Origin of the sequence: Actinoallomurus sp. NPDC050550, assembly GCF_040655075.1 — a bacterium.
Lineage (GTDB): Bacteria > Actinomycetota > Actinomycetes > Streptosporangiales > Streptosporangiaceae > Actinoallomurus.
Window position 1 is genome coordinate 63,329 of the sequence record NZ_JBFAJC010000033.1, and the last position, 23,388, is coordinate 86,716.

11 protein-coding genes are annotated in these 23,388 nt (G+C 68.6%); 3 read left to right on the top strand and 8 right to left on the bottom strand.

Annotated features, from left to right (window positions below; all coding sequences use genetic code 11):
• Positions 1-119: 119 nt before the first annotated feature.
• Complete coding sequence (locus AB0I04_RS35230; RefSeq protein WP_360894577.1) at positions 120-2,252, top strand: BTAD domain-containing putative transcriptional regulator; 2,133 nt, start codon at positions 120-122, stop codon at positions 2,250-2,252.
• Between the two features lie 112 nt (positions 2,253-2,364).
• On the opposite strand, the gene AB0I04_RS35235 is transcribed toward AB0I04_RS35230, so the two are convergent.
• The 5 genes from AB0I04_RS35235 to AB0I04_RS35255 form a co-directional block, all read right to left on the bottom strand.
• Positions 2,365-3,435: an RICIN domain-containing protein gene (locus AB0I04_RS35235; RefSeq protein WP_360894580.1), complete on the bottom strand. Its 1,071-nt coding sequence runs from the start codon at positions 3,433-3,435 to the stop codon at positions 2,365-2,367.
• Positions 3,436-3,505: 70 nt separating this feature from the next.
• Entirely contained in the window at positions 3,506-6,532 is a 3,027-nt protein-coding gene (locus AB0I04_RS35240) for a hypothetical protein (protein WP_360894582.1), read from the bottom strand.
• A 324-nt stretch (positions 6,533-6,856) separates the two neighbouring features.
• Positions 6,857-17,233 (bottom strand): hypothetical protein, encoded by a 10,377-nt coding sequence (locus tag AB0I04_RS35245; RefSeq protein ID WP_360894585.1) that lies wholly within the window; start codon positions 17,231-17,233, stop codon positions 6,857-6,859.
• Between the two features lie 53 nt (positions 17,234-17,286).
• A complete protein-coding gene (locus tag AB0I04_RS35250) occupies positions 17,287-18,897 on the bottom strand; it encodes a toxin glutamine deamidase domain-containing protein (protein ID WP_360894588.1) in 1,611 nt (536 codons plus the stop codon).
• Between the two features lie 365 nt (positions 18,898-19,262).
• Positions 19,263-19,832: a TetR/AcrR family transcriptional regulator gene (locus tag AB0I04_RS35255; RefSeq protein ID WP_360894591.1), complete on the bottom strand. Its 570-nt coding sequence runs from the start codon at positions 19,830-19,832 to the stop codon at positions 19,263-19,265.
• A 64-nt stretch (positions 19,833-19,896) separates the two neighbouring features.
• On the opposite strand from AB0I04_RS35255, the gene AB0I04_RS35260 reads away from it, so the two are divergent.
• Positions 19,897-20,844 carry a chlorophyllase gene (locus tag AB0I04_RS35260; RefSeq protein WP_360894594.1) on the top strand — a complete coding sequence of 316 codons (948 nt, stop codon included), beginning with the start codon at positions 19,897-19,899 and terminating at the stop codon, positions 20,842-20,844.
• Positions 20,845-21,057: 213 nt separating this feature from the next.
• Here the strand turns inward: AB0I04_RS35260 and AB0I04_RS35265 are convergent, their stop codons facing one another.
• A complete protein-coding gene (locus AB0I04_RS35265) occupies positions 21,058-21,228 on the bottom strand; it encodes a hypothetical protein (RefSeq protein WP_360894595.1) in 171 nt (56 codons plus the stop codon).
• A gap of 83 nt (positions 21,229-21,311) precedes the next feature.
• Positions 21,312-21,575 carry a hypothetical protein gene (locus AB0I04_RS35270; RefSeq protein ID WP_360894598.1) on the bottom strand — a complete coding sequence of 88 codons (264 nt, stop codon included), beginning with the start codon at positions 21,573-21,575 and terminating at the stop codon, positions 21,312-21,314.
• A 348-nt stretch (positions 21,576-21,923) separates the two neighbouring features.
• Between AB0I04_RS35270 and AB0I04_RS35275 the strand changes: the two genes are divergently transcribed.
• Positions 21,924-22,370: an NAD-binding protein gene (locus AB0I04_RS35275; protein WP_360894600.1), complete on the top strand. Its 447-nt coding sequence runs from the start codon at positions 21,924-21,926 to the stop codon at positions 22,368-22,370.
• A gap of 76 nt (positions 22,371-22,446) precedes the next feature.
• On the opposite strand, the gene AB0I04_RS35280 is transcribed toward AB0I04_RS35275, so the two are convergent.
• Positions 22,447-23,268, bottom strand: a complete 822-nt coding sequence (locus AB0I04_RS35280; protein ID WP_360894603.1) for a BPL-N domain-containing protein — start codon at positions 23,266-23,268, stop codon at positions 22,447-22,449.
• Positions 23,269-23,388: the final 120 nt, after the last annotated feature.

Below are 23,388 nucleotides of genomic sequence, written 5' to 3' on the forward strand. Positions count from 1 at the left end.
GTGCACTGACATGCCTCGCACCACCCATCGACCAGTCGGAAGGGGCCGACCCTCTCTTTCACTGTCGGCGCACGTGAGGCCCGCGACCTCATCGCGCGCACACCGTTGAAGGCGAGCCATTGAGCGACCACGTCAGGTTCGGGCTACTGGGCCCGCTGGAGGCATGGTCCCGTGACGTCCGGCTCGACCTGGGCCCGCCCAAGCGCCGGGTGCTGCTCACCCGCCTGTTGATCGAGGGCGGTCACACGGTGTCGGCGGACCGCCTGTGTGACGACCTGTGGGAGGGGAGTCCGCCTTCCGGGGCCGTGTCCTCCATCCACTCCCATATCAGCCGCCTGCGCGCCGTGCTGGAGCCGGAGCGTTCGCGGCGCGGACAGGGCACCCTACTGGTCAGCGGGCCGACCGGCTACACGCTCAACGCGCCGTCCGACACTCGCGACTCGACCCGCTTCGAGGAGGCGGTCAACCGCGCCCGCGAATTGCTGGCCCGCGGACGGCTCTCCGAGGCCCGCCGCGAGGTCGAGAGCGGCCTGAGCCTGTGGCGCGGGGTCGCGCTCGCCGACGCCGCCAACTACGCTTTCGCCGCGCGCGAGATCTCCCGGCTGGACGAGATCCGGATGGCCGGCGGCGAGCTGAACGCCGCCATCCTCCTCGAGCAGGGCGAACACGACAAGGCGGCCTTGATGGCCGAGGAACTCACCACGCGCTCGCCGCTGCGCGAGGCCGCCTGGGCGCTGCTGATGCGCGCCCTCTACCTGGCGGGCCGGCCCGCAGAGGCGCTGCGGCGATACGAGACCATCCGCACCCTGCTCGCCGAAGAACTCGGCACCGTGCCCTCGCCCGAGCTGAGCAGCGTCCACCTGGCGATTCTCCGCCAGGACCTGCCCGCTCTGGCGCCCGTCGGCTCCCCCGCGTCCCCCGCCTCCCCCGGCGAGCCCGCCGCTTTGGCGGCGCGGCCGTCGGGCGCGACGCGCCTGCTCGTCGGCCGTACACAGGAGTTGGCCCGCTACGACGAGCTCCTGGACGACGCGGCCGAGGGCAACACCCGCTGGGTCGTGCTGTCCGGGGAGGCGGGCATCGGCAAGACCCGGCTCGCCGAGGAGTTCGCGTCCCGGGCAGCGGACGCGACGTTCCGGGTCGTGTGGGTCCGCTGCGGCAGCGACGTGCCCTCGGAGGAGGGCGACGACCGGTTCCATCCGCTCGCGCAGCTCCTGTCCGCGCTGGACCCGCAGATCCGCATGGAGGGTGAGCCCGACGCCATCGCGCGGAAGCTGGCCGAACGGCTGGCCCGCCAGCCCACGATCTGTCTGATCGAGGACCTGCACCGCGCCGACCACGGGTTCCGTCGCCTGCTCGGCATGTACGCCACGCTGATGCGCGACGTGCCCCTGGTCGTGGTCTGCACGACACAGGACACCGACGACGTCGGCCTGCGCGAGCTGCTGGCCCTGCTCGTACGGCAGAGCCGCGCGACCTTTCTGCCGCTCAACCCGCTCACCGTCGAGGACGTCCACGAGCTGATGATGCGGCACTCCATCCCGTTCGCCCCAGGTCTTCCGGACGGTGAGCTGAGCCGGCGTGAGGCTGAGGCGCTGCACCGGCGCGGCGAGGGCAACCCGTTCCTCATCACCGAGATCCTGGAGCTGCCCGGCGACAAGCGCACCGGATCCGGCGCGCAGCTCCCCGAGTCCGTCATCCGGGTACTCCGCGCGCGGCTGGACCTGCTGGACGAACGCGTGCTGAGAATGCTGGAGTCGATGGCGACGATCGGCGGCGAACTCGACCCCGGGCTCCTGGTTCAGGTCCGGGCCATCACGCGCGAGGAGCTGCTGTCGCTCATCGACGCGGCCGTTATCGCCCGGGTGCTCAACTGGGAGGAGAACCCGTCCGGCGGACAGGGCCGGTACCTGATGCCCGATCTCGCCCGTGAGATGGTGCTGCACGATCTCACTCCCGCACGCCGTCAGATGCTGCACGCGGCGACGGCGCGCGCGCTCGGCGAGCTGCGCCACCGCCATCCGGCCCAGATCGCCCGGCACCTGATGGCCGCCGGGCCGCTCGTGCCGAGCGAGGAGCTGGTCGAGGCGGCGATGCGCGCGGGGAACCGCTGCGCCGAGGACGACCAGCACGCCGAGGCGGCGCACTGGTTCGACCACGCGTCTGCGCTGGCCGACGACCCCGGCGTACGGGCCGAGGCCGAGCACGCGGCGCGCGAGGCGCGCCGCCGGCTTGACCAGACCCGTCAGGCTTGACCGGCCCCGCCGGCTCGGCCACCTCCAGCAGCGGATCGGCCATCCGTGCGACCCGGCCGACATATCCGACGACTCCGGCCCCGGGTGAGCTGATCAGACGGCGTCGTACGGGTCACTCGCCGCTGGACCACGACCACTCGTCGCCGCTCCCGCACGTGTGAACCTCAAGCCACTTGGCGTGGTCATGGGAGCGGTCGGTCGGCCCGAGGCACAGCCCGTGGCTCGCGTAGTTGCGGATGCGGTACATCTGTCCGTGCGTGTGGCTCAAATACCACAGCTGATTGTCGCCCTCGGGCCGGCAGTTGTACTCGCTCACCTTGGCACCCGCCGACACAGCGCCGTAGTAGGGCAGGTCCATGCAGAGGCTGTCCTTGGTGTTGCGAATCAGGAAGAGGGCGGCGCCGCCGGGTCCTTTCATATCGCTCATCACGCCGAGCGACCAGACCTGGTTGTCGGCGTCGCCGGGGGTGCAGTAATACTGCATGACCGCGTCGTTGACCGCCCCCGGCCCGTAGCCCGTGATGTCGGCGCACAGCCCGCTTCCGGCATTCTTCAGCAGCACGTTGGAGACGCCCGACCACGCGGACTTCTTCGTGCTCCCGGGGGCCGTCTTCGCATCCACGCCCGTCTTGCCCACCTTGGGCGTATTCTTCGGCGCGGCGGACAGGGAGGGCGACGGGCTGGCCGTCGGTGAGGCCGTCGGTGAGGCCGAGGTGAACGTGCCCGCCGACGGCTGGGCGTCACCGGGCAGCACCCTGTCGGCCGCCGCGACGGTCGGGCGCTTCTTGTGGTGGTGCGAACCGGTGCCGATCAACAGGATCGGGATCGCCAGCACCACCGCACCGCCGATCGCCACCGCCGCCAGCACCGGCTTCTTCGGCCGGTCCGGCGGCGTCCCGTCTTCGTCTCCGTCACGGTCGGCTCCGGGTGTCGCCACGGCGATGTCGGTCGCCTTCTGGCCGCCCTTGGCCTGTGCTGCGGACTCGAGCGGTGGCTCCTTTGCCTCGGCGGTCTGCTCGGCGCCTGCGGCCTCCTGGCTTTTGACGGCGGGCTCGGCACTCTTTGCCTCGGAGTCGGCCGGCGCCAGATCCCCCGCCGACTCGACGTCCGTCTCCGGCAGAGCGACCGCCCGGCGGACGCCGAGCGACTCCCCGCGTTCGCCGGGCCCTGACTGAGCAGACAAGATCATTCTCCTTTGGTGTCCGAATCAGGGCGCGCGTGGCGCCTGTGGTTCACTGCGCGCGGCCCTGGTGTCATGCCGTCCCTGCCCGCACGCCGAGAGGTACCTCGCAACGCGGCGGCCAGTTGGCGCGTCGCGCCGCCGTACCGCCGTCGGCCTGCGACGCATGCCGGCGCAGGGCCTCGTCGAGCCGGTCGAGCGCGGCGCGGTCGGCGCCGCTCAGACCTCCCGGCCGATCCTCCGCCGACGCCCCGCCGACCACCTCGACCAGCAGGACGGTCGGCGCCTGACCTGCGGACCGTACGTCCAGCACGCGGAACACGGCGCCGGGCGGGAACACCACCTCGTCGGAGGCCGCGCCGGGCGCGGCGCCGAGCAGCGGGCGCACCCGCCGGCCGGTCGAGGACCAGATGACGTACCCGCCCGCCGCGGTGGGGAGTCCGTCGGCTGCCCCGATGGGCAGCGCGCTGACCGGCCTGGGTTCGCGCACGATGCCTCCCGGCACGAAGCGCGTCAGGTCCCCATCGGACAGTCCACCGCGCACGGCGACACCCCGGTACGAGGGAAGCCGGCTCAGCCCCGAACCCAGGCAGGCGATGTACCCGTCGGGGACACCGTCGGCGGCGTCGCGCGGGCCGAGCTCGTCCAGGCCACCGGAGAGGTAGAGATGCACCGCGACGAGATCGGTCCGCGCGGCGTCCACCTGCGGCCCACGCAACGCCGGCATCCGTGTCATCGCCCGGTTGACGGCGGCGCTGTGCCTTTCCCAGACCGGCTTGGCGAGGGTACGGAACTCGGCCCGCTCCGCCTCCGTGCTCCGGCGGACCGACTTGGTCACGGATCGGGGCCTCTCCCCGGGCGCGGCGGATACGGGCCCCGGCCGTTCGTCGGCGGTCGACGCCGCACCCGGCACGGCCGGACCCGGCGACGTGGACGAGGTCGGTGACGCGGGCGGCCTGGTCGACGCCGGCCGGTTCGCCGACGCGCGCGGCGCGGACGGTTCGGCCGACGTGGGTCTTGTCGCACTCCCGGATTCCCAGGGACTCGTGAGACTCTCCGAAGTCCTGGGCGCGGCAGGAGGCATGGTCTCGTCGGGAGCTCCGGGAGCTCCGGGAGCTCCGGGAGCGGCGACGGACGGTGCCGAGGGCCTGGCGTCGCGTGCTCGCTCCGCGTCCTGGGCCGGAGGGACCGGAGCCGCCGGTTCTCTCGGCGTGACCGGGGCCGGCGGGATCTTGCCCGGGTTCCCCCAACGCTCCGGTCCGCGTGGGGTTTCCCACGCCGGCTCGTTCGTCAGGCCGGCGCCCGGAGTCCCGGTCGGCTCGGGGGCGGAATTGGGGCCCGAGGTGCCGGCGAAGTCACGCCCTGGAGGCGCGGCGGACCCGGCCGGACCATCGGCTCCGAACCCGGCCGTGCCGCCGCCCGGGCCGAACGGACCGCTGGACGTCGGTCCAGCCAGATCACCTGAACCGGGCGCGACCGGTGCCCGACTCGCCGGTCGGGCCGGACTCGGGATGCCGGGGGTGAGGGCCGTGAACTGCGAAGTGACGTACGCGGGCAGCCCGTCGGCCGTCTCCGGGGGGTGTACGGCCGGCGCGGCGGCGGGTTCGGATGATGCGCGGGCGCGGGGAGCGGCGACGGTTCGCACGTTCGGTGTCGCGGGTGGTGACGCCGTCTCGGCAGGCGGCGGTTCGGCCAGTGACACGCCGTGTTCGATCGCCAGCCGCAGCATACGGAAGTCATCCTCGCCGTTGTCGCCCGGCGGCAGCACCCGGTGGAGGGTGACGAACTCCCGCGCGTCGGTGCCGATCTCGGACAGAAGCTGGGAGAGATTGGTGAAGAGCGTCTCGTCGGCCGCCGCTCCGCGAAGGTTCACCTCGACGGCGAGCTGTTCGGCCGAGACCGGCCGACCGGCGACGGGGGGTTCATCGCCGCACGGCACGACCGCGAGTCCCGCCCTGGTCACGCAGACCTGCCACCGGTCCGAGAGCGGTACGGCCGCCGAGTCCCTACGGCGGATGCCGGACAGGGGAGAACGCCAGCGGACCAGGCGGGGTGCGGGGGCGCTGCCGTCCGCGGCGTAGGGCCGGCACGCGACCGCCTCCACGAACGGCGCCCAGGTCGGCTCGGAGTCCGCGCCGATGAGGACGGGCCGTACCTCGGGTTCGGAGTCCGCGCCGGTGAGCAGGGGAAGGCCCGTCAGCACCTCCACCTCGGCGCCCAGGATCTCGGCGGCGTCCTGGCCGACGGGCAGCAGGTCCGCTGGGCCGCACGGCGCGAGCCGTACCTCCGAGCGGGTGGCGTCCGGCAGGGCGGCCAGCAGCGCGGCGATGTCTTCGGCGGGGACGGGCGGTTCGCCGCTGGGCTGCAAGACGTCGACGATGACGGTGGGATGGGCCTTGTCGACCGGGACGGCGTATGAGAGGTCACCGCGGCTCGTGCGCGCTGCCTTCGCCGACCGTACGGAGATCCCCGCCGGCACCTGCTCCACCACGTAGCCGCCGGCGGTACGACCGGGCAGCCGCGTGAACGTGGGCTGCCAGCGCGGCGCCGGGCTGCGCAGGCCGAGGGGGGTCGGCTCCGCGCCGGGCCTGAAGGACCGCCAGCCCCCGTCGGCGCCCTCGGCACCGAGCGCGAACAGTGAACCACCGGGCACGATGAGCACGCTCGCCTCCGGCGCGATCACTTCGATGCCCCAGGCGTCGGCGATCCGCTGGGCCAGGGCAGGCCGGCCCGGGTGGTCCGCGCCCGCACCGGACAGCGCGAGGCGGATGACGGTGATACCTCGGTCGCGAAGGGAGTCCAGGACGGCGGCGAAGCGTCTCCAAAGTCCGGCGTCCGCGCCCTCCGCGCCGACCACGATCGTGAACACGCTCCGCCCGTCCTCGTCGCCGCGGAGGAAGCGGGCGAGCTCGGCGACGCCATCCGGGTGCGGCGGCGTGCTGGGGGAGGAGCGCAGCAGGATCAGGTTGTCGTAGTGGTCGACCACGACCGCGGAGCGCCCCTTGGCGCGGCGGGTACCGCGGGTCTTCCCCGACGAGACGTCCCCGTTCAGGGCGCCCCGCCGTTGCCGGCTGGCGGACGCCCTTCCCCAGCGAGTCACGAGCTACCTCCCGGTGACACTTTCGGTCGCGGCGAGGGACGACCTCAGTAAGGCATACGAGCCCCGCCGTGTTCGGGTTCATCTCCGGTCGTATCCGTTTCCGCCCGGATACGACCGGCCTTGCCCGAGTATGACTCGCCTTGACCCTCAGATGTTCGCGGTTGCCGGGATCTCACCGCCGATCGTGGACGGACGCTCCGGCGGAACGCCGGGCAAGGCGTGGTCGGGGCGCGGCCGGCCGTCGTGATCGGCGATGACCGCTTCCGCTTGACCGCCTTCTGGGTCTTCGATGTCTCCATCGAACGCAGGGGCTGGGGGGCCGGGTTAGGCGGTGCCGGTGCGTGAGACGGGGCCGCCGTGATCCGTTGCAGTGGGCCTGCCGGCGTGTGGCCGGTCGAGGGTGATGACGGCGACGGAGACGCATGCTCGGACCTGTACTTGTTCGCCCTGTTCATTGGTGGTCGTGACGGTTGCGCACACGCTGGAGGAGCGCCAGTGTTCGTCGGCTTGGGCGGGTGTTCCGGGCTGCTGGCGTGTGTAGCGGTCGGGGTTCCATCCGGTGATGGGTGGCTGGTCGGTCGCGAGTGATCGGTCGGTGGCGGGGGAGTGGCCGGTGGTGGGCGAGTCTGCGGGGGTCAGGGCCGCCCAGTGGACGGTTCCGGTGGGGCCGGTGGTGGGGGCGATGGTGATCGGCTGGCCGGTCCCGTGGGTGGTGATGGTTCCGTCGGGCTCGATGACGCGGAGTTCGTAGCCGAAGTAGCGACCGCTCAGGTGGCGGATGTAGGGCTCGGTGTGGGCGGTGGGGTCGCTGAGAACGTCGATGATGTGGTCGATGCCGGCTGGTTCGCCGATGGTTTGGCTGATTTGCTCGAGGGGGGCGGTGTCCAGCAGGTCGCGGCGTTCATCGATAAGTCCGGCGAGGGTTTCGGGTAGGTCTGTGGGGGTGGTGAGGTAGGTGTCCCGGTCGATGAGCAGGATGCCGCCGGCTGCGGTCAGTATGGCGCTGGACAGGTCGCCGTCGGGTGTGGGCTGGATGCGCAGGTCGTTCTGCTCGGCGGTCTGTTGTTGAGGGCCGTTCAGCTCGGCGGGTGCGTTTGCCGGTGCCAGGTCGGTGGGCCCGACGTGGATGTCGGGTTCGATGCGGGTGAACGGTTCGGTGTGCTGCGCGGCGGGTTCGGTTGTCAGGGGGGTGAGTGTGGCCCAGCCGGCCGGTGTGGCGTCGGTGCGGGCCAGCAGCAGTCGTGGGGCGGCGGGGTTCCCGTAGCCGCGAACCCGTTTGTCGGTGCCCAGGACCAGCACGTATCTCTCGGCCAGATCGGCGAGGAACGCGGGGGAGAGCGCGTCGACGATCTGTTCCCAATGACCTGGTTCGCTGAACGCTTGTTCGATGTAATGGACGGCGTTGCCGTCGGTGAGGTGGGTGCTGATCTGTTGGTGCACGGCCTGGGGGTGGTATTGGGACAGGTCGTTGCCCAAGAACTCGCCCAGGATGCGCGCCTGGGTCTCGTACCTGAACGCTGCCCTGATCAAGGCGTTCGGCCAGCCCGCGGTGGCGCGGGGCAGGTGTTCGCCCGCCATCCGGCGTAGTTGCGCAGGGCCGAACACTTGCGCCTGGCGGACGGTGAGCTGGCCGCCGGCTGCGTTGATCGCCGCGTTGTAGAACCCGTACGGTCCCGTCCAGGCCCCATCGAACCGCAGCTGGTGCTCACGCGTCCAGGCGTGCTGGGCGGCGCTGATCCCTTCCAGGGCCGAGGCGGGAGCGGGTTCGGTGGTGAATTCGCCGTCCCAGTCGGTGGCCGGTTTGAACAGGGACCGCTCGTCCAGTCCTGCGGCTGGGATCGTGGCCCCGCGATCATCGATGACCAGGCCCACTCCTCGGTGGTCCAGTGTCCTGACCATCTCCGAGTTCGGGGCGATCACCCGCCCGACCGGCCCAGCGGGGTCGGCGGGGTCGAACTCCACCAGCCACAGCCCGTCGGTGGTCCGCACCACGACCCAGGACCGCGCATCGTCGAAGAACAGCACCGCGCCCGGGTCGGGGATCACCTTGAGGAGTTCCTTCAGCGACGGTGTCGTCACCCACTGGCCGGCCTCGATCCCCTCCCCGATCCTCGTCGGCCCTGCGGGGGGCTCACCCTGTTCGGCTCCGGCCGCCATGGCGGGGGCATGGACGCCGCCGTGCTCGTCGAACAACGCCTGGAGCAGTCGCAGGGCGGCGCCGAGCCCCACCCCGGCGGCGATCACACGGTCACCGGCTCCCGGGCCCGCGCCCGAGAGGGCCAGATCACCCGGCCCGGGCGTCATTCGGTTCAGCTCCTCGACCTTGAGGGCCAGCCGGTCCGGGTCCCACCACGCCACATCCCGCTCGTCGGGTGTGCTGGAGGCCAGGTCCGGCCGCGACGCCGATGTGTTCGCCCGCCAGCCTTCGGCCCGCCCACGCAGCCAGGTCATGACGGTCTCGCCCCCGCCGGCGGCTCCACCGGCGGCCCTCTTGGCGGCGGCCAGTGCCGGGCCCAGCCGGGCCAACCCCGGATCGGACCGGTTCGGACTCGCCAGCGGGGCCCCGCCCGCGAACCGCCCCTCCGCGTCCAGCAACGCCACCCATCCCGGCCCCCCGGCAGAGGCATCGGCCGTGGTTCGTGCGATGTAGACCGGCCGGCCATCGCCGTACCGGTCCACGCCACCGTCGGTGCCGAGCTCCCGCACGGCCAGGCCGAACATCCGGTTCACAAAGTAGGGCAGAAGACGTACGGCGAGCTCCGGCCAATACGCCGGCTTGGCGATCGAGGTAACGATGTCACGCAGCGCCCGACCGTCATCGATCCGCGCGTTGACGTCCTCGCTCAACGCCTGGGTGTCCTGCTGCCCGGCCGGACCGACCCGCTGGTGTTGCCAAAGATCGGCATAGATCGTGTACACCACCAGCGACAAACCCAGATCGGTGCCGATGATGTGATCGATCTGTTCGACCACCAGCCGGCGCAGCTGCCCGGCATCGGCGACGAACACCTTACCGGCGGTGAAACCACCGCCGGTGGCCTGCACCATCGCCTCGAGCATGCCATCAACGCCGCCGGCCGTGACCTCCACGAACCGCGGGCGGTTGACCAGCGCCCATTCTCGCTGTGCCGGGCTCAACCCGGCCGGCGCCCGGCCCACCGGCCCAACCGGCAGGACCGGTTCACCAACATCGGCCACGGTGCCGGCCGGGGCCGGCGACGTGCTCCACCCACCGGCGACCTCAGCCGGGCGCGTACCGGCCCCCAGCGCCCGCGCCGGCCCGACCGGCGCCAACCCCACCCACACATCACCGGACCGGCCCGCATCGGCTCCACCGAGCCGGGCCACGGTGACATCCGGTCCCTCACCGTAGACACGCTCCTGCCCGTCGGCCTCCACCGTACGCACGCTCACCGGCAGGTAACGCTGCGCCAGCACCGCCGGCAGCGCACCGGTCAACACCCCACCATCACCGGTTCCGCGAACAGCAGCGATGATCTCCTGCCAAGCCCGGCCGTCCTCCAGCCGCCGCCGAGCCGACTCACCGGCCGACACACCGGCAGCCCGTACCGCCGCCCGTACGTACTCCGCCGAGATCGACTCCCAATCCGGCGAGCCGGCCAGCGCGACGTCGGCACGCATCTTGCGCTCCAGGACCCGCCGCAACGTTCGCGGATCATCCGGCAGCGCCTCCACCATGCCGGCCCGACCGGCGGCCACCAGCGCATCGAAAAGATCGCCGCCCCCTCGCGGCCCGGCAAAGGCCATCCCCGCGTCGGCCGCCCACACCACGTGCGCCGGCGACAGCCCCTCCAGCACCGGCCCCTCGACCGCCGCCGACAGGCCCACCCACCGCGGTGCCCCACCCGAGCCCGAGCCGCGCGCCATCACCAGCGCCGGCCCCACCCCGTGAACGCTCATCCGCCCATTGCGCCCCAGCACCAACAGGTTCCTTCCGAGGAACTCACTGATGAACACCGGAGCGATGAGGTCTTCCAGCTCCGACCAATGCGCCACCCCGGTGACACTGGCCAGGACCTGCTCCCACACCTCACCACTGGCGATCCTCGCCTCGACATACGCATCGATCGCCGTCGGCGAGGCACCGCGCAGCTCGTCCTTGATCGCCTGGGTATAGGCCTGCCTCACCTGAGGCCACCGCTGCAGAGGCGTGGCTTCCGCCTGTATCCACTGACCCAGCGAAGCACGCAACTCGACCGGATCATCGAACACCCGGCCCCCGACCCCGACCGCGGGCGAACCGCCGAAGGCCCCCAGCACCGCCGCATACAACGACCCCGGGCCGGCACCCAACGACGCCGCCGCGTCATGCATCGAGGCAGCACCCGGAACAACCTCCAACCCCCACGAATACGCCCACCGCGCCTGCCCCCACCCGACCTCCGCCGGCACACCACCCAGACCAAATCCGCCCTGACCGCCGCCAACACTCAAATCACTTACCGTGCCGGCAGGGGCCTCTACCAGCGCCTCAACTCCGGGAACAACGGCCGTGTTGATGGACGGGTCATACATGGACGGGTCATACTCGTACCCTTCTGCAGGGGGGTACTCTTGGTCGCCCGTGTTCCAGCCCTGCGGCGGGTACGTCCAGGGCGTTTCCTGGATCGGCCCTGACCCGCCGAAATATTCGGTGCCGGTATTCCAGTCGTTCCCCATGGCTGTTTCGACGCCGGGGTATTGGTCGATCCCGGATGTCGTTCCGGCCGACTGTTCTAGGTAGGGGTCCCATGGCTGCTCGGCGATGTCTGCATTGATGTCGTGGGTCGGGACGTCGGCGGGGTGTTGGTCATAACCGATCTCGGCGGTCGTTCCGGCGGATTCTAGGTCGGGGTTCAATACCAGATCGGCGACGACTTCCTGGGCGCTGTTGAACTCTTCTTGGGCGTGGTTCCACGCCAGCTCGGCGACGTCTCTATCGATGCCGCGGCCGGAGACGTCGCGGAGATAATCGTTTTTGGTGACTTCATTCGAGAGCAACGCCGCCATGGCGATTTGTTCTGCTTGTCGTCCGGTGTAAACCCAACGTTTTCCGTTGATGGTGTATCCCGGCCCCAAGTGTCCCGGGTTCCTAAAAGGCGCACTGTTGTATTTCTCATCGTTGTATTCCCTTGCGGCGTAGCTGATCGCGACGCCGTCCGCTGTTTTGCGCACCAGGTCACGGACCTTGGCAAGCCGCCTCTCGTGCTCTTCCGCCTCCCTTTGCGCCTGCCGTTCCGGTGTGGGGGCGTAGTCTTTGTGATACCAGCGGTCCTCGACGATGGTGTAGTTCGGTCCCAAGTGGTCCGGGTTCCTAAAAGGCGCGCTGTTGTAATTATTATGGTCGTATTTCTTTGTGGCGTTGGTGATCGAGACGCCGTCCGCTGCGTTGTCCACCAGGTCACGGACCTTGGCAAGCCCATTCTCGTGCTTTTCCGCCTCCTTTTGCGTCTGCTGTTCCGCCTGCGTTTGCGCCTGCTGTTCCGGTGTGGGGGCGTAGTCTTTGTGATACCAACGACTCCCCACAATGGTGTAGTTCAGTCCCAAGTATTCTGGGTGAGTAAAAGGCTCACTGTCGTACTTCTGTTTGCTGTATTTGCGTTTGACGTCGCTGATCCAGACGCCGTCCCAGCCCGCGTTGCGCACCATGACACGGATATCGTCCAGCTTCTCTTCGTGCGTGCGTCGGGGGCGGCCGGCGATGTTGGGTTCGGTCGGGTCGGTGATGGACCGATAATACGATTCTGATTGTGGGGTGGGGATGGTGTGGTCTGGTTTGATCGCGTGGCCGAGTGTGTTCAGGGTGAGGGTGCGGGCGTCGGTGGGGGACCAGCGGTCCACGTCTTTGGTGTCTTCGGGATTTGCTGGACGCAGCCACTCATCCACCCACGCATCGGTTTGCGTGTCGGCCTGGCCGGTGAGTGCTGCTTGTACCAAGTCGGCGGTGTCGAGTCGCGGGAATTCGCTGGGGATGTGGGGGTCGAAGGTTTGCACGCCGTGGTCGGCGGTGGAGATCCAGGCCCACGCGTGGCCGTCGGTTCCGGGACGGTTCGCTATCACGAACACGGCGAAGGCACGGTCGGCGGCGGTGGGGGTGTGATCGGTGGTGGGGGTGTGGTGTGGAGTTGGGGTCAGGGTGCCGATCAGGGTTTGCCATGGGGCTGCCGGTGCCCAGTCTGAGGCGGGCAGGTCCAGGTGCCGCAGGCTCACCGCGTCGGAGGTGGTCAGTGTGTCATCGACCGTGCCGGCCGAGCGGGTGCCGCGGGCGCCGTCTGGGGCGGGGAACAGTTCTTTGGCGAGCCGGCGGATCAGCATCAAACACGCTTGCTGCTCATCGGATGGCAGGTTGGTCTCCTGCCTCGCCCAGGTCACAACGGCTTTGATCTTTTGCCGCAGCTCGGACAGGCTCACCCCCTCACCCATCTCCACCACAGCCGCCTTCACCCCGGCGGATTCCACCGCGGTCGTCTCTACCGCGGTCGGCACCGGCGGAGCGGGATGGGCTTCAGCGGTCGTCGGGACGGAGTGGGCTGGAGCGGCGGGAGGCTGCGTCGCACCCGACCGTGCGGCCGCGGTCTTCTCCGCCCCATAGGCATCATCCAGGGAGTGGCCGTGCAGCACGCCGACGCTGTCGACGACGTCCTCGATGGTCTTCAGATGACGCGCAGGAATCGGCTGGGAGGGGTGGAACGGCCCTTCTGCCATGAGCCCGTCGGTCTTGACCGCCGAACGCGGCTCCTCCCGCCGGATCCCGTCACTTCCGACGACGGTCAACTTCGCCGACCGCCGGAACACCGACAGTTCGTCGAGATACTCATCGGACAGTCCGAGGGGGTGCAACACCTCGTGCAGCAGGAGGAGAATATCGTCGCGCCGACCCCATAGCCGGGCGGCCGTACGCGCTGTCACGCCCGGTACCACTTCGACGGCCTCCCCGTGTGCGGGGGCGACGACCAGTCTCAGGTCGACGTGCAACTGGTCCTTCGACTTCGGCAGGGCGTAGTAGCGCTCGTTGACGTAGTGGGTGAGCTCGCGGTTCAGCTCGTCCTGAAGGGCCGCGACATCCTCGGCACCGACGCCGCCCTCCGGCTTCACCGGGATGACCGGGACGTGGTAGCGGACCCACTGGCCGTTCGGGGCCTGGATCCGCTGCACATGCTCCCGGACGAGCACCTGACGCCCGATCCTCGGATCGTCGCCCTTCGGAGCGGTGTCTTTCAGGAAGTCCGGGCCCGCGTCGAACGCGCGCTCCGTCGCCACCGTGGTCACCGGCGCGTGGCGCCGCAGATCCTGCCAGGTCGCGAACGGCGCCGGCTTGACGGCCTGCGCGCCCGGCTCGGAGACTCCGCTGGTGGCTTTCGGTACGGCCCAGGCGGGCGCCACCGACGTGACCGCCGAGTCGGTGCCGAACTCCTCCAGCAGCTCCTCGATCGTCGTCACCCGCAGGTGCCCGGGCGTCGACTGTGCCGGGAGTTCGGCCGCCGAGGGGCGTGAGTGGCTCAGCACCTGCTGGCGACCATCATCGTCGCGCGTACCGAGCGCGAGGGCGACATGGCGAGCGTCGTCGATCGAGACCCAGTGACCACGGGGAATCAGCGGCACGAGCCTCAGGTCCGGGCCGAGGCGGTGCTCGGTGGGCCGGCCCGAACTCGACAGGACCAGAATCCGTTCGGTGTAGGCCTGATGCGCCTGTCCGTACGCGTCGGCCTGATCGTGCCCGGAGGCTCGCGCAGCCTCGAAGGCGGCGAAGGCGGCGTGCGCGGCCGCGTCGTGGACACGGACCAGCCACTCCCGCTTCACCACACCGGCCCGGTAGGCGGTGAACAGAACCGCCTGCTCGGAGTTCATCGAACCCGTCGACGTCGGCTCCGGGCCGGTCCCCCGGATCCAGCGCGCGAAGTCACCCGGCCGCCCGGACAGGTTCGTCTCGGCCATCGCGAACCCATCGGCCGGGTCGAGACGCGGATCGCCCCACCACTCATAGGACCCGACGGACTCCTCGCCGAGCCGCACGACCAGGTCCAGCGGACCGCCGGTCACCGGCCGACTCGACGGTTCACCGGCGACTGCGGGTGCGGGCGCGTACGGGGCGGCGTGCGGTGGTTGTTCCTCCCAGCCGCGCACCACGGAGTACGGATCCTCGGACGTCGCCACGGAGTACGGCTCGGACATCGCCACGGAGTACGGCTCGGACATCGCCACGGAGTACGGCTCTGCGGACGGCGCCACGGAGTACGGATCCTCGGACGTCGCCACGGGGTAGGGATTCGGCGGCGGTGTCCTGTTGTGGATCGACACCGTGAAGTCGAAGCCGTTGGCCTGGGCGAACCGCTGAAGCCGGGCGGCATTATCGCCAGCGCGAGCATGATCACCGTTCAGCACGATGTAGTCGACGTCAGCCCAGGCGAGGCCGCCGTGAACCTGCGCCTCGAAGTAACCTCGGACCGTGTCTCCCACGGCGATGGAGCCATCGCCCACCGCGCCGTACAGATAGGGATCTTGTGAGAACCCGCTCGCCTCCGCGAGTGCCAGCCGGACGACGTCCTCTTGGCCGTAGGCCAGCAGGGAGAAGGCGTACCGCAGTGCGGTCACCCCTCGCGCACCCTCGATCCCGCTGCTCAGGCTGTCCTGCGGCGTAACGGTGGTCCGGCCCCGAACCCACGGCTTCCAAAAGAACGCCGCGTCACCGTAGTCGCTGAGCCCCCGCTCGCGATATGGCGAGATCAAAGACGCGTACAACGGCAGCTCGCCCCCGCGCTCGGACGTGACGTCGAAGCGATCGCGCACCGCATCCGGAATCGGATTCTGGAAGGTACCGCGGGTACGACGCAACGTCGCCGCGTAACCGAAATTCTCCTCGCGGGAACCACGGAACGCGGCGCTGGCCTGGCCGCCCGAACTACCCGTCTGCCAGAAGTTCTTGAACCGTGCGTCCGGCCCAGAGGTCAGTTCGTCAAGCAGCGTCACATCCCGCCCGACCTGTGTGTCCAGCCGCAGATTGGTGACCACCGGCCATTCGTTGACCAGATGGTCATGAACACGATTCAAAAAACGATCCAGAGCCGGCCCCGACTGCAGGCCGTACAGATTAAGCCATGACCAATTCGCGGTCAAAAGCCGGTGAGCCGCAACAGCGCGTTCGCCCTCCTGCACTTCACGGCCCCGCATTTCCGCGAGTACCAGGGATGCCGCCTGCGACTCCGTCAGCGCCCACCAGCTGACGCGTGAAAAGACGTCCCGTACCAGCTCGATGTCATGCGCTAGCTGAACGGCGTCATCGTTCCAGAACTGGCCCAGCCTGTCCCTATCCCTGCGCCCGTCCCTGCTCCCGCCGGACAGCAGCTGGCTCACACTGGCGGCGTGCGCGTTCGTCAGCTCTTGAGCGGCGCCATCCACGTCGCGCGCGCTTCGCAACGACTGAACGATTCGCAAGACGCGCGCCCCCGGCACCATCTGATGCGTGGATGTGTAACTGCTGCCTCGATCGGCCGGCGGCGCGTGAGGGGCAGCATGAAGCGGCACATCCTCAGACCCGCCGATCAGGGGATACAACGCTGAGAGGTCCGAATCCGGCGGCTCAACGCGCCCACCCGGATCCACGGTGGAGGCGTTGACCGGTACCTCGTCCGCTGTGGTGGGATCGGCGTTTTGGAGTTCGTCGTGGAGTGCCGGTGTTTCCGAGAGGGTGGCGGTATCGGTTCGGGTCGGGTTTGAGGCGTTGTTGTCCCAGGTGCGGCGGGTTTGGAGGAGACGCTGCAGGGTATCGCGGTGTCGCTGGAGAAGGTCTTCTGCAGCGGCCACATCAGACTCGGGGTCGGTGGTCAGCGCCGCGATCTGGTCTTCCAGGCTGCTGATCTCGTCTTGGCGATCCCTGATTGCCTCATCAAGAATCCGTATGTTCAGTCTTTCTGTGGATTCGGGAACAACGACCTTGTTGATGTACGGGTTATTGCTGCCGTAGCCGGACGCTGATGACGGCCCATGCAATGCCTGCGGAGCGCGGCTCTCCAAGGCCTGAACCACGAAGACAGCGGTCTGCATGATCGGTGTTTGGGGCTGATACCCGGCTGCAAACAATTCTTGATAGATGCGCTTGAGTGAATCGGCCACCGAAGGTTCAGGAGATCCGCTGGAGTCTATGTGTACCAGACGGGGCACGATAGTCGCGATGTCCTCAAAACCGATCATCTGCCAGCCGTTTGGATACCGGGCAGAGTGGGCCTCGTGGAGGATTGTTTGGATGGCGTTGGCCAATGAACCTTCGGGTGCCATCGCCCCCCTCGTAAACGATCGCGCGTTCTCGACGGCCATTGCCTCCTGCGGAGACCGATTACGCTTCCGATAGGCTGACTCGTTGGCGGCCCGAGCCCATGCAGCGATAATATCGTGGCGCCGCCTCGCTGTCCGTGCATTAACGCGGCGCCATTCGTCCGATCGGAGCTCCATTACCCACTGATTGAAGGCGATATTTCTGTCGATCGGAACTCGCGTCATTTTGACAATTTCGAGAATGCTTACCCTTCTTGGGTGGTCGGCGACCAGGCCGGTGAGGATAAGGTCGGTTAGCGTTGCGCCGGTCCCTTCCCGGGAAACGTCGACCTGGAGAAGGTCGACCGGCCCCTGGATGCCCTGGAAGTTTTCCTGGTAAGCCGCGTCATAGTCGGGTACTCGTGCCCTGAAGCGTTGGACGAAGGTGGTCAAAAAGTGATTTGCGTGATATCCCAGAAACTGTTGCTCATCGCCAGGAAGGTCACCTAGCATGTCAAATAGCTCGTGACGGGAGAGGACCGCTGCAAAACTCTTGTCATTCCCGGGGCTGGCAATCTATGGGCCGCCATTGCCGCGAAGACGTAAAGCAGTGCAGCATATCCGCGGATGTCATCCGCTGCGGGATCATCGAAATTTTTCACGACCTGCTCTTCGGTAAAATTATAAGCAGGAGTGAACCCGTTCTGAAAATCTTTCCACAAGATGAATCGGGCGGCCAGGTCTGTGGCGAAATCAAAAGCATCACTCAGATGCTCTCGGACCAGGAAGCCTTGACCTTGGTCCCATAGAGCTTCGCCGTCGTTCAGTGCATTAAGGAGGAACTCGGAGAGTCCGCCACTAGATACGCCTTGATTGTAATGGACGTAGGCTCCACCCGGATCCCCTATTGCCGGCGGGCCGATCAGCGCCCCCCGCCCCAGGCTACTGATCACCCATCCTTCGGAACTCGGAAAGACGACTTCTAGGGGCACAGTTGGTGCACTGCCGGGCGCGCCGGGAATATTCGCAAGACGGTACTCGATCTGCTCGTATGCGTTGAAGCTCAAGCTGGGATCTCGGTATTGCACCTCGTTTGGATATGTTTTCATAATGCCGACATTGATTTCGGCGATCACCCAATCTTCATCGTCCACATACCCGCTATCGCCGGCGGCCTCGAGCGCGGCTTCTCTATCGCGAAACATTCGCTGGTCGGGGGTGACCCAAACAACTTCACCTTCGACCACCAAAGACAAGCCAAGTCGGCTGTTCTCCGCCAGTGTCTCCCCGTAAATACCTCCTGGGCCACCCTCTTCCGCTAGTGCGATCAGATTGCCTGGTTCGTGTTCGGTGGCTGATCCTGCGATGAACTCGGCGTACCGTCCCTCCGGTGATGGGGGCTCACCGGCGAGCAGCTCGACAGGAAAGTCTTCGCTTGTGGCCACGAACTGCAGACCCGAAAACCGGTCGGGCAGGTCCGGTTCGCCGTTTTCTTGGCCGTCAAGGGCGATAAGGTCGCCGTTGTCATTGAACACATTGAAGGCGTGCGCGAAAGGGCGTCCAGGAATGTCGATTACAAGAATTCCGCGAGCGCCGGAACCTGCCGACGACAGAATTCGAGCAACTCGCTCATAGTCGCTGACACTAACGAGTCGCCGACCTTCAATGTAGTTATTCAGATAGTCTCGAGGGGTTTTTTCTCCTACCTCTGACGGCGCTACCCACTCCCACCAGCGGCTTGCGCCAGGCTCAAGGCCCGCGTTTTCTCGCAGCGCATTATCGACGGCGATCGCGGCATAGAGGCAGCGGTTCGCCGCCCCCAGGTTCGCGCCGCGTCCAGGCCGGTCCACCGCCTCGAGCCATGGGTAGCGTTGCTCCACTACCGAAGCACCAAGACGCTTGAAGAACCTTCCAGGCTCCGCAGGGGTACCAGCCTGGGCGACTGCTCCGGAGTCTGCGCGGGGTGCCGCGGATAGCTGTGTTTGGGTTCCGACGGTTGTGGTCACCGTGGCGGGCCGCAGGATCACCGGCTCGCCCGACGCACCGGAATCCTGGTGGGGGTCGGTGCCCAGCGTGATCATCCCGTTCGGGTGCAACGTCCCCTCAATGACCTGCACACACGCCGCCCCATGCCTGGCCGCGCTGTGTCGGGACGTACGCCACTCCACTCGCCCGACCCTCACCCGAACACCGTCTTCGACCGGCATGGCCACAACGCCCTTCCCTGATCCGCGGACCGCGCCTCACGCAGCCCACGCCCGAAGAACCAAACCCACTCTCTAAGGCATACGAGCCCCACCGCATTCTGGTTTGACGCCAGGCGACTTCATTTACGCCGGATACAACCGGCCTTGCGCTCGGCGATGGTCACCCAACAGTTGCTCATGAACCCGATCCGCATGCCGCTCGGCGAACTCCACCCGCCCGCGAGGGAACCGGTCCTGCTGGGGTGAACCGGCAACCCCTTATTTGGTGGCGGCGGCTACGGCGTTCGGCGACACCCGGCAAGGAGGCGGGCGACCATGTGTTGCGCGTCGGTCCGGTCGTAGCCGCCGCCGAGGATGCACAGATTCCCGACGGCGCGCATCAGCGTGTACGCGGCGACGTCCGGGTCGAACTCGCCGGCGGCCACGCCGGCGTCGATCAGCGTCGCGCATGCCGGCACCAGTTTGTCGAGCATGAGCGTGTGCAGGTTCTGGAGGCTCGGGTCCTCGGACCGCAACGCGGCGCCGAGGCCGTGCTTGGTGACCAGGAACTCCACGAACGCATCGATCCACCGCGTCAGCGCCGTTGCGGGGGAGATGGGTTCGCGCAGGAGCTTGGGCGCCAGCGCGGCGCACTCGTCGACCTGGTGCCGGTATACGGCGGTGACCAGATCCGCCCGGGTCGGGAAATGCCGGTAGACGGTGCCGAGGCCGACTCCGGCGCGTCCGGCGATGTCGCGGATGGGCGCCTGCACTCCCTGGTCCACGAACACGGCCGCCGCCGCTGACAGCAGGGACTCACGGGTGCGCTGCGCTCCCGCTTGGCGCGCCCCGGACGGTTCGGGCACAACGTCCTCCCTTGCTCGCGGAACAATGTTCCGCTAAGTTTGCGGAACCATGTTCCGTCAAATTATGGCAGAACGGTCAACCCCAGAAGGCAAGGTCACCATGCCCACCGACCAGCTCGGCCGACAGATCATCGCGGTCAAGCCCATCACCGTCCCCTCCACCGACCGCGGCATCGAGCTGCAGGTGAAGGTCACCGCCCCGGCGTCGGGCGAGAACCTGCCGGTCATCGTGTTCTCCCACGGCAACGCGTGGTCGCTGGACGGGTACGAGCCCCTTGCCGACCGGTGGGCCGCGGCCGGGTTCGTCGTCGTGCAGCCGACCCACCTGGACTCCCGCCGCAACGGCATCGGATTCGACGACCCGCGGTTCGGCACCATCTGGCGCGTACGCATCGCCGACCTCCACGCGATCCTCGACGACCTCAACGGCATCCTCGCCCAGGCCGGCGGCCTGGACGTCCGGATCGAACACGACCGTATCGCCGCTGTCGGGCACTCCTGGGGCGCCCAGACCGTCGGAACCCTCCTCGGCGCGCGCGTCTTCGACGCCGACGGTGTGTCAGGAGAGGACTTCTCCCACCCCGCGGTCAGGGCGGGCGCACTCATCGCGGCGCCCGGAACCGGCGACACCCTCACCCCGTTCGCAGCCGAGCACCTGCCGTTCATGAAGCCGGACTACTCCACCATGACCATCCCGGCACTCATCATCGCCGGTGGCAAGGACCAGTCGGCGATGTCCACCCGCGGACCGGACTGGTTCACCGACGCCTACCACCTCAGCCCGGCCCCCAAGAGCCTGCTCACCATCACCGAGGGCGAGCACACTCTCGGTGGCGTCGCCGGCGAGAAAGTCGCCGAGACCACCGACGAAGATCCGGCCCGCGTCGCCCTCGTCGCAGACGCGATCTCCGCCTACCTCCTCGACACCTTCAAGCTCGACGGCACTGCCTGGGCGGCCCTCCACGACGACGCCACCGCCGGTAGCGGCGCCTGGAGCATCGACCGCAAGTAACCCCATGCGCGGCCGGGCCCAGAGCGACACCTGCTCGAGCCCAGCCGCGCACTGCACTGGTCACCGGATCCACCAGCGAGATCGGACGCGCTCTCGCGCTCGCCAAGACGATGGCGGGCCGACATGCCGGCCAGTGATCCGGCCGGACGGTGGCGGATGGCGCTGGAGGCCGGCGACGCGGTCGGCAAGGGCCAACGGCGCCCGCCGGGAACATCAGGAGAAATTGACGCCGTTCATGGTGGGCTGAAGCGTGCCCAGGACCAGGGAACCGCAGATCGAAGGCTCGTCGCCGCCGGCGTAGTGGGCGGGAATCCAGGAGTTGTGCCAGGCGACGCCGATGCCGGAGCTAGGGCCGCGGCCGTGGCCGGTCTGCCAAGACCACAATTATGTACCGCCATGACTGTGACGTCGGCTTTCTGACACCCCTGGCGTCGCAGGTAGCGGCCCACCGGCGGTTCCCCCAGGAATCAGCCGAGATACTTGAGCGCCGCCGCCACGGGCAGCAGGCCGACCTCGCTCGACGCCTTGACCAGGACGACGTCGGACGGCCGTACCAGGTCCGAGAGGAGCTCGATCGCGGCGTCCGTGTCCGGCACCGACCGTACGGACACGCCCGCGCCGCCGGCGGCCTCGGCCAGCGACTCCGGGCCGTCGCCGGATCCCAGTACTTCGTCGTGATCGGCAGCGACGTGGCACGCAAGGTCTGCGGCTCCCTGCAAGCGGCCGGACACCGTGTGTGCCACCTCACCCAACCCACCGACGACGATCTGCGCCAGGCCCTGGACCGGGAGGTGGTAGGCGTCGCAGTCCTGCTTGACAACGACGTCGAGTCCCTGCGGTACGCGCTGGCGCCGAGTGCCCTGGCCAGGCGGAGGTTCGGGGCTGCCGGGTCCCGCTCGACCGCGACCACGCCGATGCCCAGGGCCTGCAGCTGGGTACATAGCCGCAGCGCCACCTGTCCGAGCCCCACGACGACCACGTGGCCTGCTCGGGGCAGGGCCCGGGCGCCCACGATGCCGACCGAGCGCGGCGCCAGCAGACGATCGACCACACCTGCTGTGAAGACAGCGGTGAAGACAATGGTTGTACCTGTCGTCGTCGCCGACGCCATCGATAGGTTCGTACTGCGCGAACTCGGCCTCCAGCGAGCGCAGGCGATGGCTGCCGTGGCCTCGGACGACCTGGACAACATCGCCGTCTCGGTGGTGGCACTCGCGGTCGCGCCCGAGTTGCGCGTGGTCATGCGTGCGGGGGACCACGAGGCCATCGCGGAGACCCGCTCGCTGTTCAAGATCGGTCTCGTCCACGACCTGGGCAGTCTGAGCGCGGCTTACACCACCGCGAGCCTGATCGGGCTCCGGCCGCGCGGTGTGCTGACACACGGCAAGCGGCTCCTGGTGGAACGCGCGGACGGACGCTTCGTGCCCTGGCCGCAAGCGGACCGGTGCGGCCACCCACAGGAGAGAGACACCGACGCGGACATCAGCGCCCGCGTATCCGCTGGAGAGCGTCCATCAGGTCTCTGAGAACCGGCGCCACTGCAAGATCAGCCGAGCAGCGTCCAGGACTCGACCTCGTCCTCTGGATGGAGCCCGCCGGGTCTCAGCGTCGTCCGGCGGTCGCCTCGATCAACTCGTAGGCCAGGTCGAAGCGGACGCCGTCGGGATTGCTCAGTCCCTTCTCCGCGTACCAGGAGTCGTCGGCCTCCGGGTGGGGGCCGCTCACCCCGACGCGGCCCTTGCCGTACGGGGCGATGACGACGGCGGCCGTTCCGTTGGGGTAGGTCGCCAGGACGGTGGCGTCGGCGCCGGCGTCCAGGAAGAAGGCCGGCCCGTCCTGGAAGTACATGTGCCGCGGCTTGCCCTGCCAGTTCACAGCCACCACGGTGTCGCGATCGTCGGGGACTGTGGCGCCGGGGGAGCCGACGTACCCGTTGGTGTCGCCGGGCAGCAGGTCGAAGCCCGGATTGCGCCCGGCCAGATAGGCGCCGAAGCACAGGCCCAGGTAGCTGCCGCCCTTCCGGACCCAGTCGCGCATCACCCCGGCAGAGCCGCTCAGGTGTCGCCAGGTTCCCTCGAGGTCGGCGCCGCCGCCGGGCTGGACGTACAGCTGCGCGTCGGCCAGATCGGCGGCGGTCAGGGAACCCTTGGCGCCCACGTACTTGACCCGGTACGGCTGCGGTGCCCTGCGCAGCAGGGCGGCCACGGTCGGCCCGCATGCGGGGCAGCCCTGCGGGCCGTTGTAGATCAGCGCGAGGCGCGGTCGGTCGCTCCGCTCGTTGACATTCGATTTGGCCTTCGATTTGGCATTCGATTGGGCGCAGCCGGTGGCCAGCAGGGCGGCGGCAGGGAGGACGCCGAAGAGCAGCCGACGCCGGTCCACAGTGGTCGGACGGGGATCGGCGCTCGGGTCCATGCCGGGCATGGTCTCTCTCCTCTGTCTACCGTTGGCGATGAACAACTGCTCTGGTTTTGTACCTGTTAGTCAGGCGCGGCCGCTGATGCCGCCTGGAATTGCGGAGGTCCGAAGACGCTGCCGAGGAAC

Bases quoted from the DNA above. Each gene is read 5' to 3' on its own strand.
- AB0I04_RS35275 (WP_360894600.1), top strand. From the start codon at position 21,924: ATGGTTGTACCTGTCGTCGTCGCCGACGCCATCGATAGGTTCGTACTG.
- AB0I04_RS35260 (WP_360894594.1), top strand. From the start codon at position 19,897: ATGGCAGAACGGTCAACCCCAGAAGGCAAGGTCACCATGCCCACCGAC.
- AB0I04_RS35280 (WP_360894603.1), bottom strand. From the start codon at position 23,268: ATGCCCGGCATGGACCCGAGCGCCGATCCCCGTCCGACCACTGTGGAC.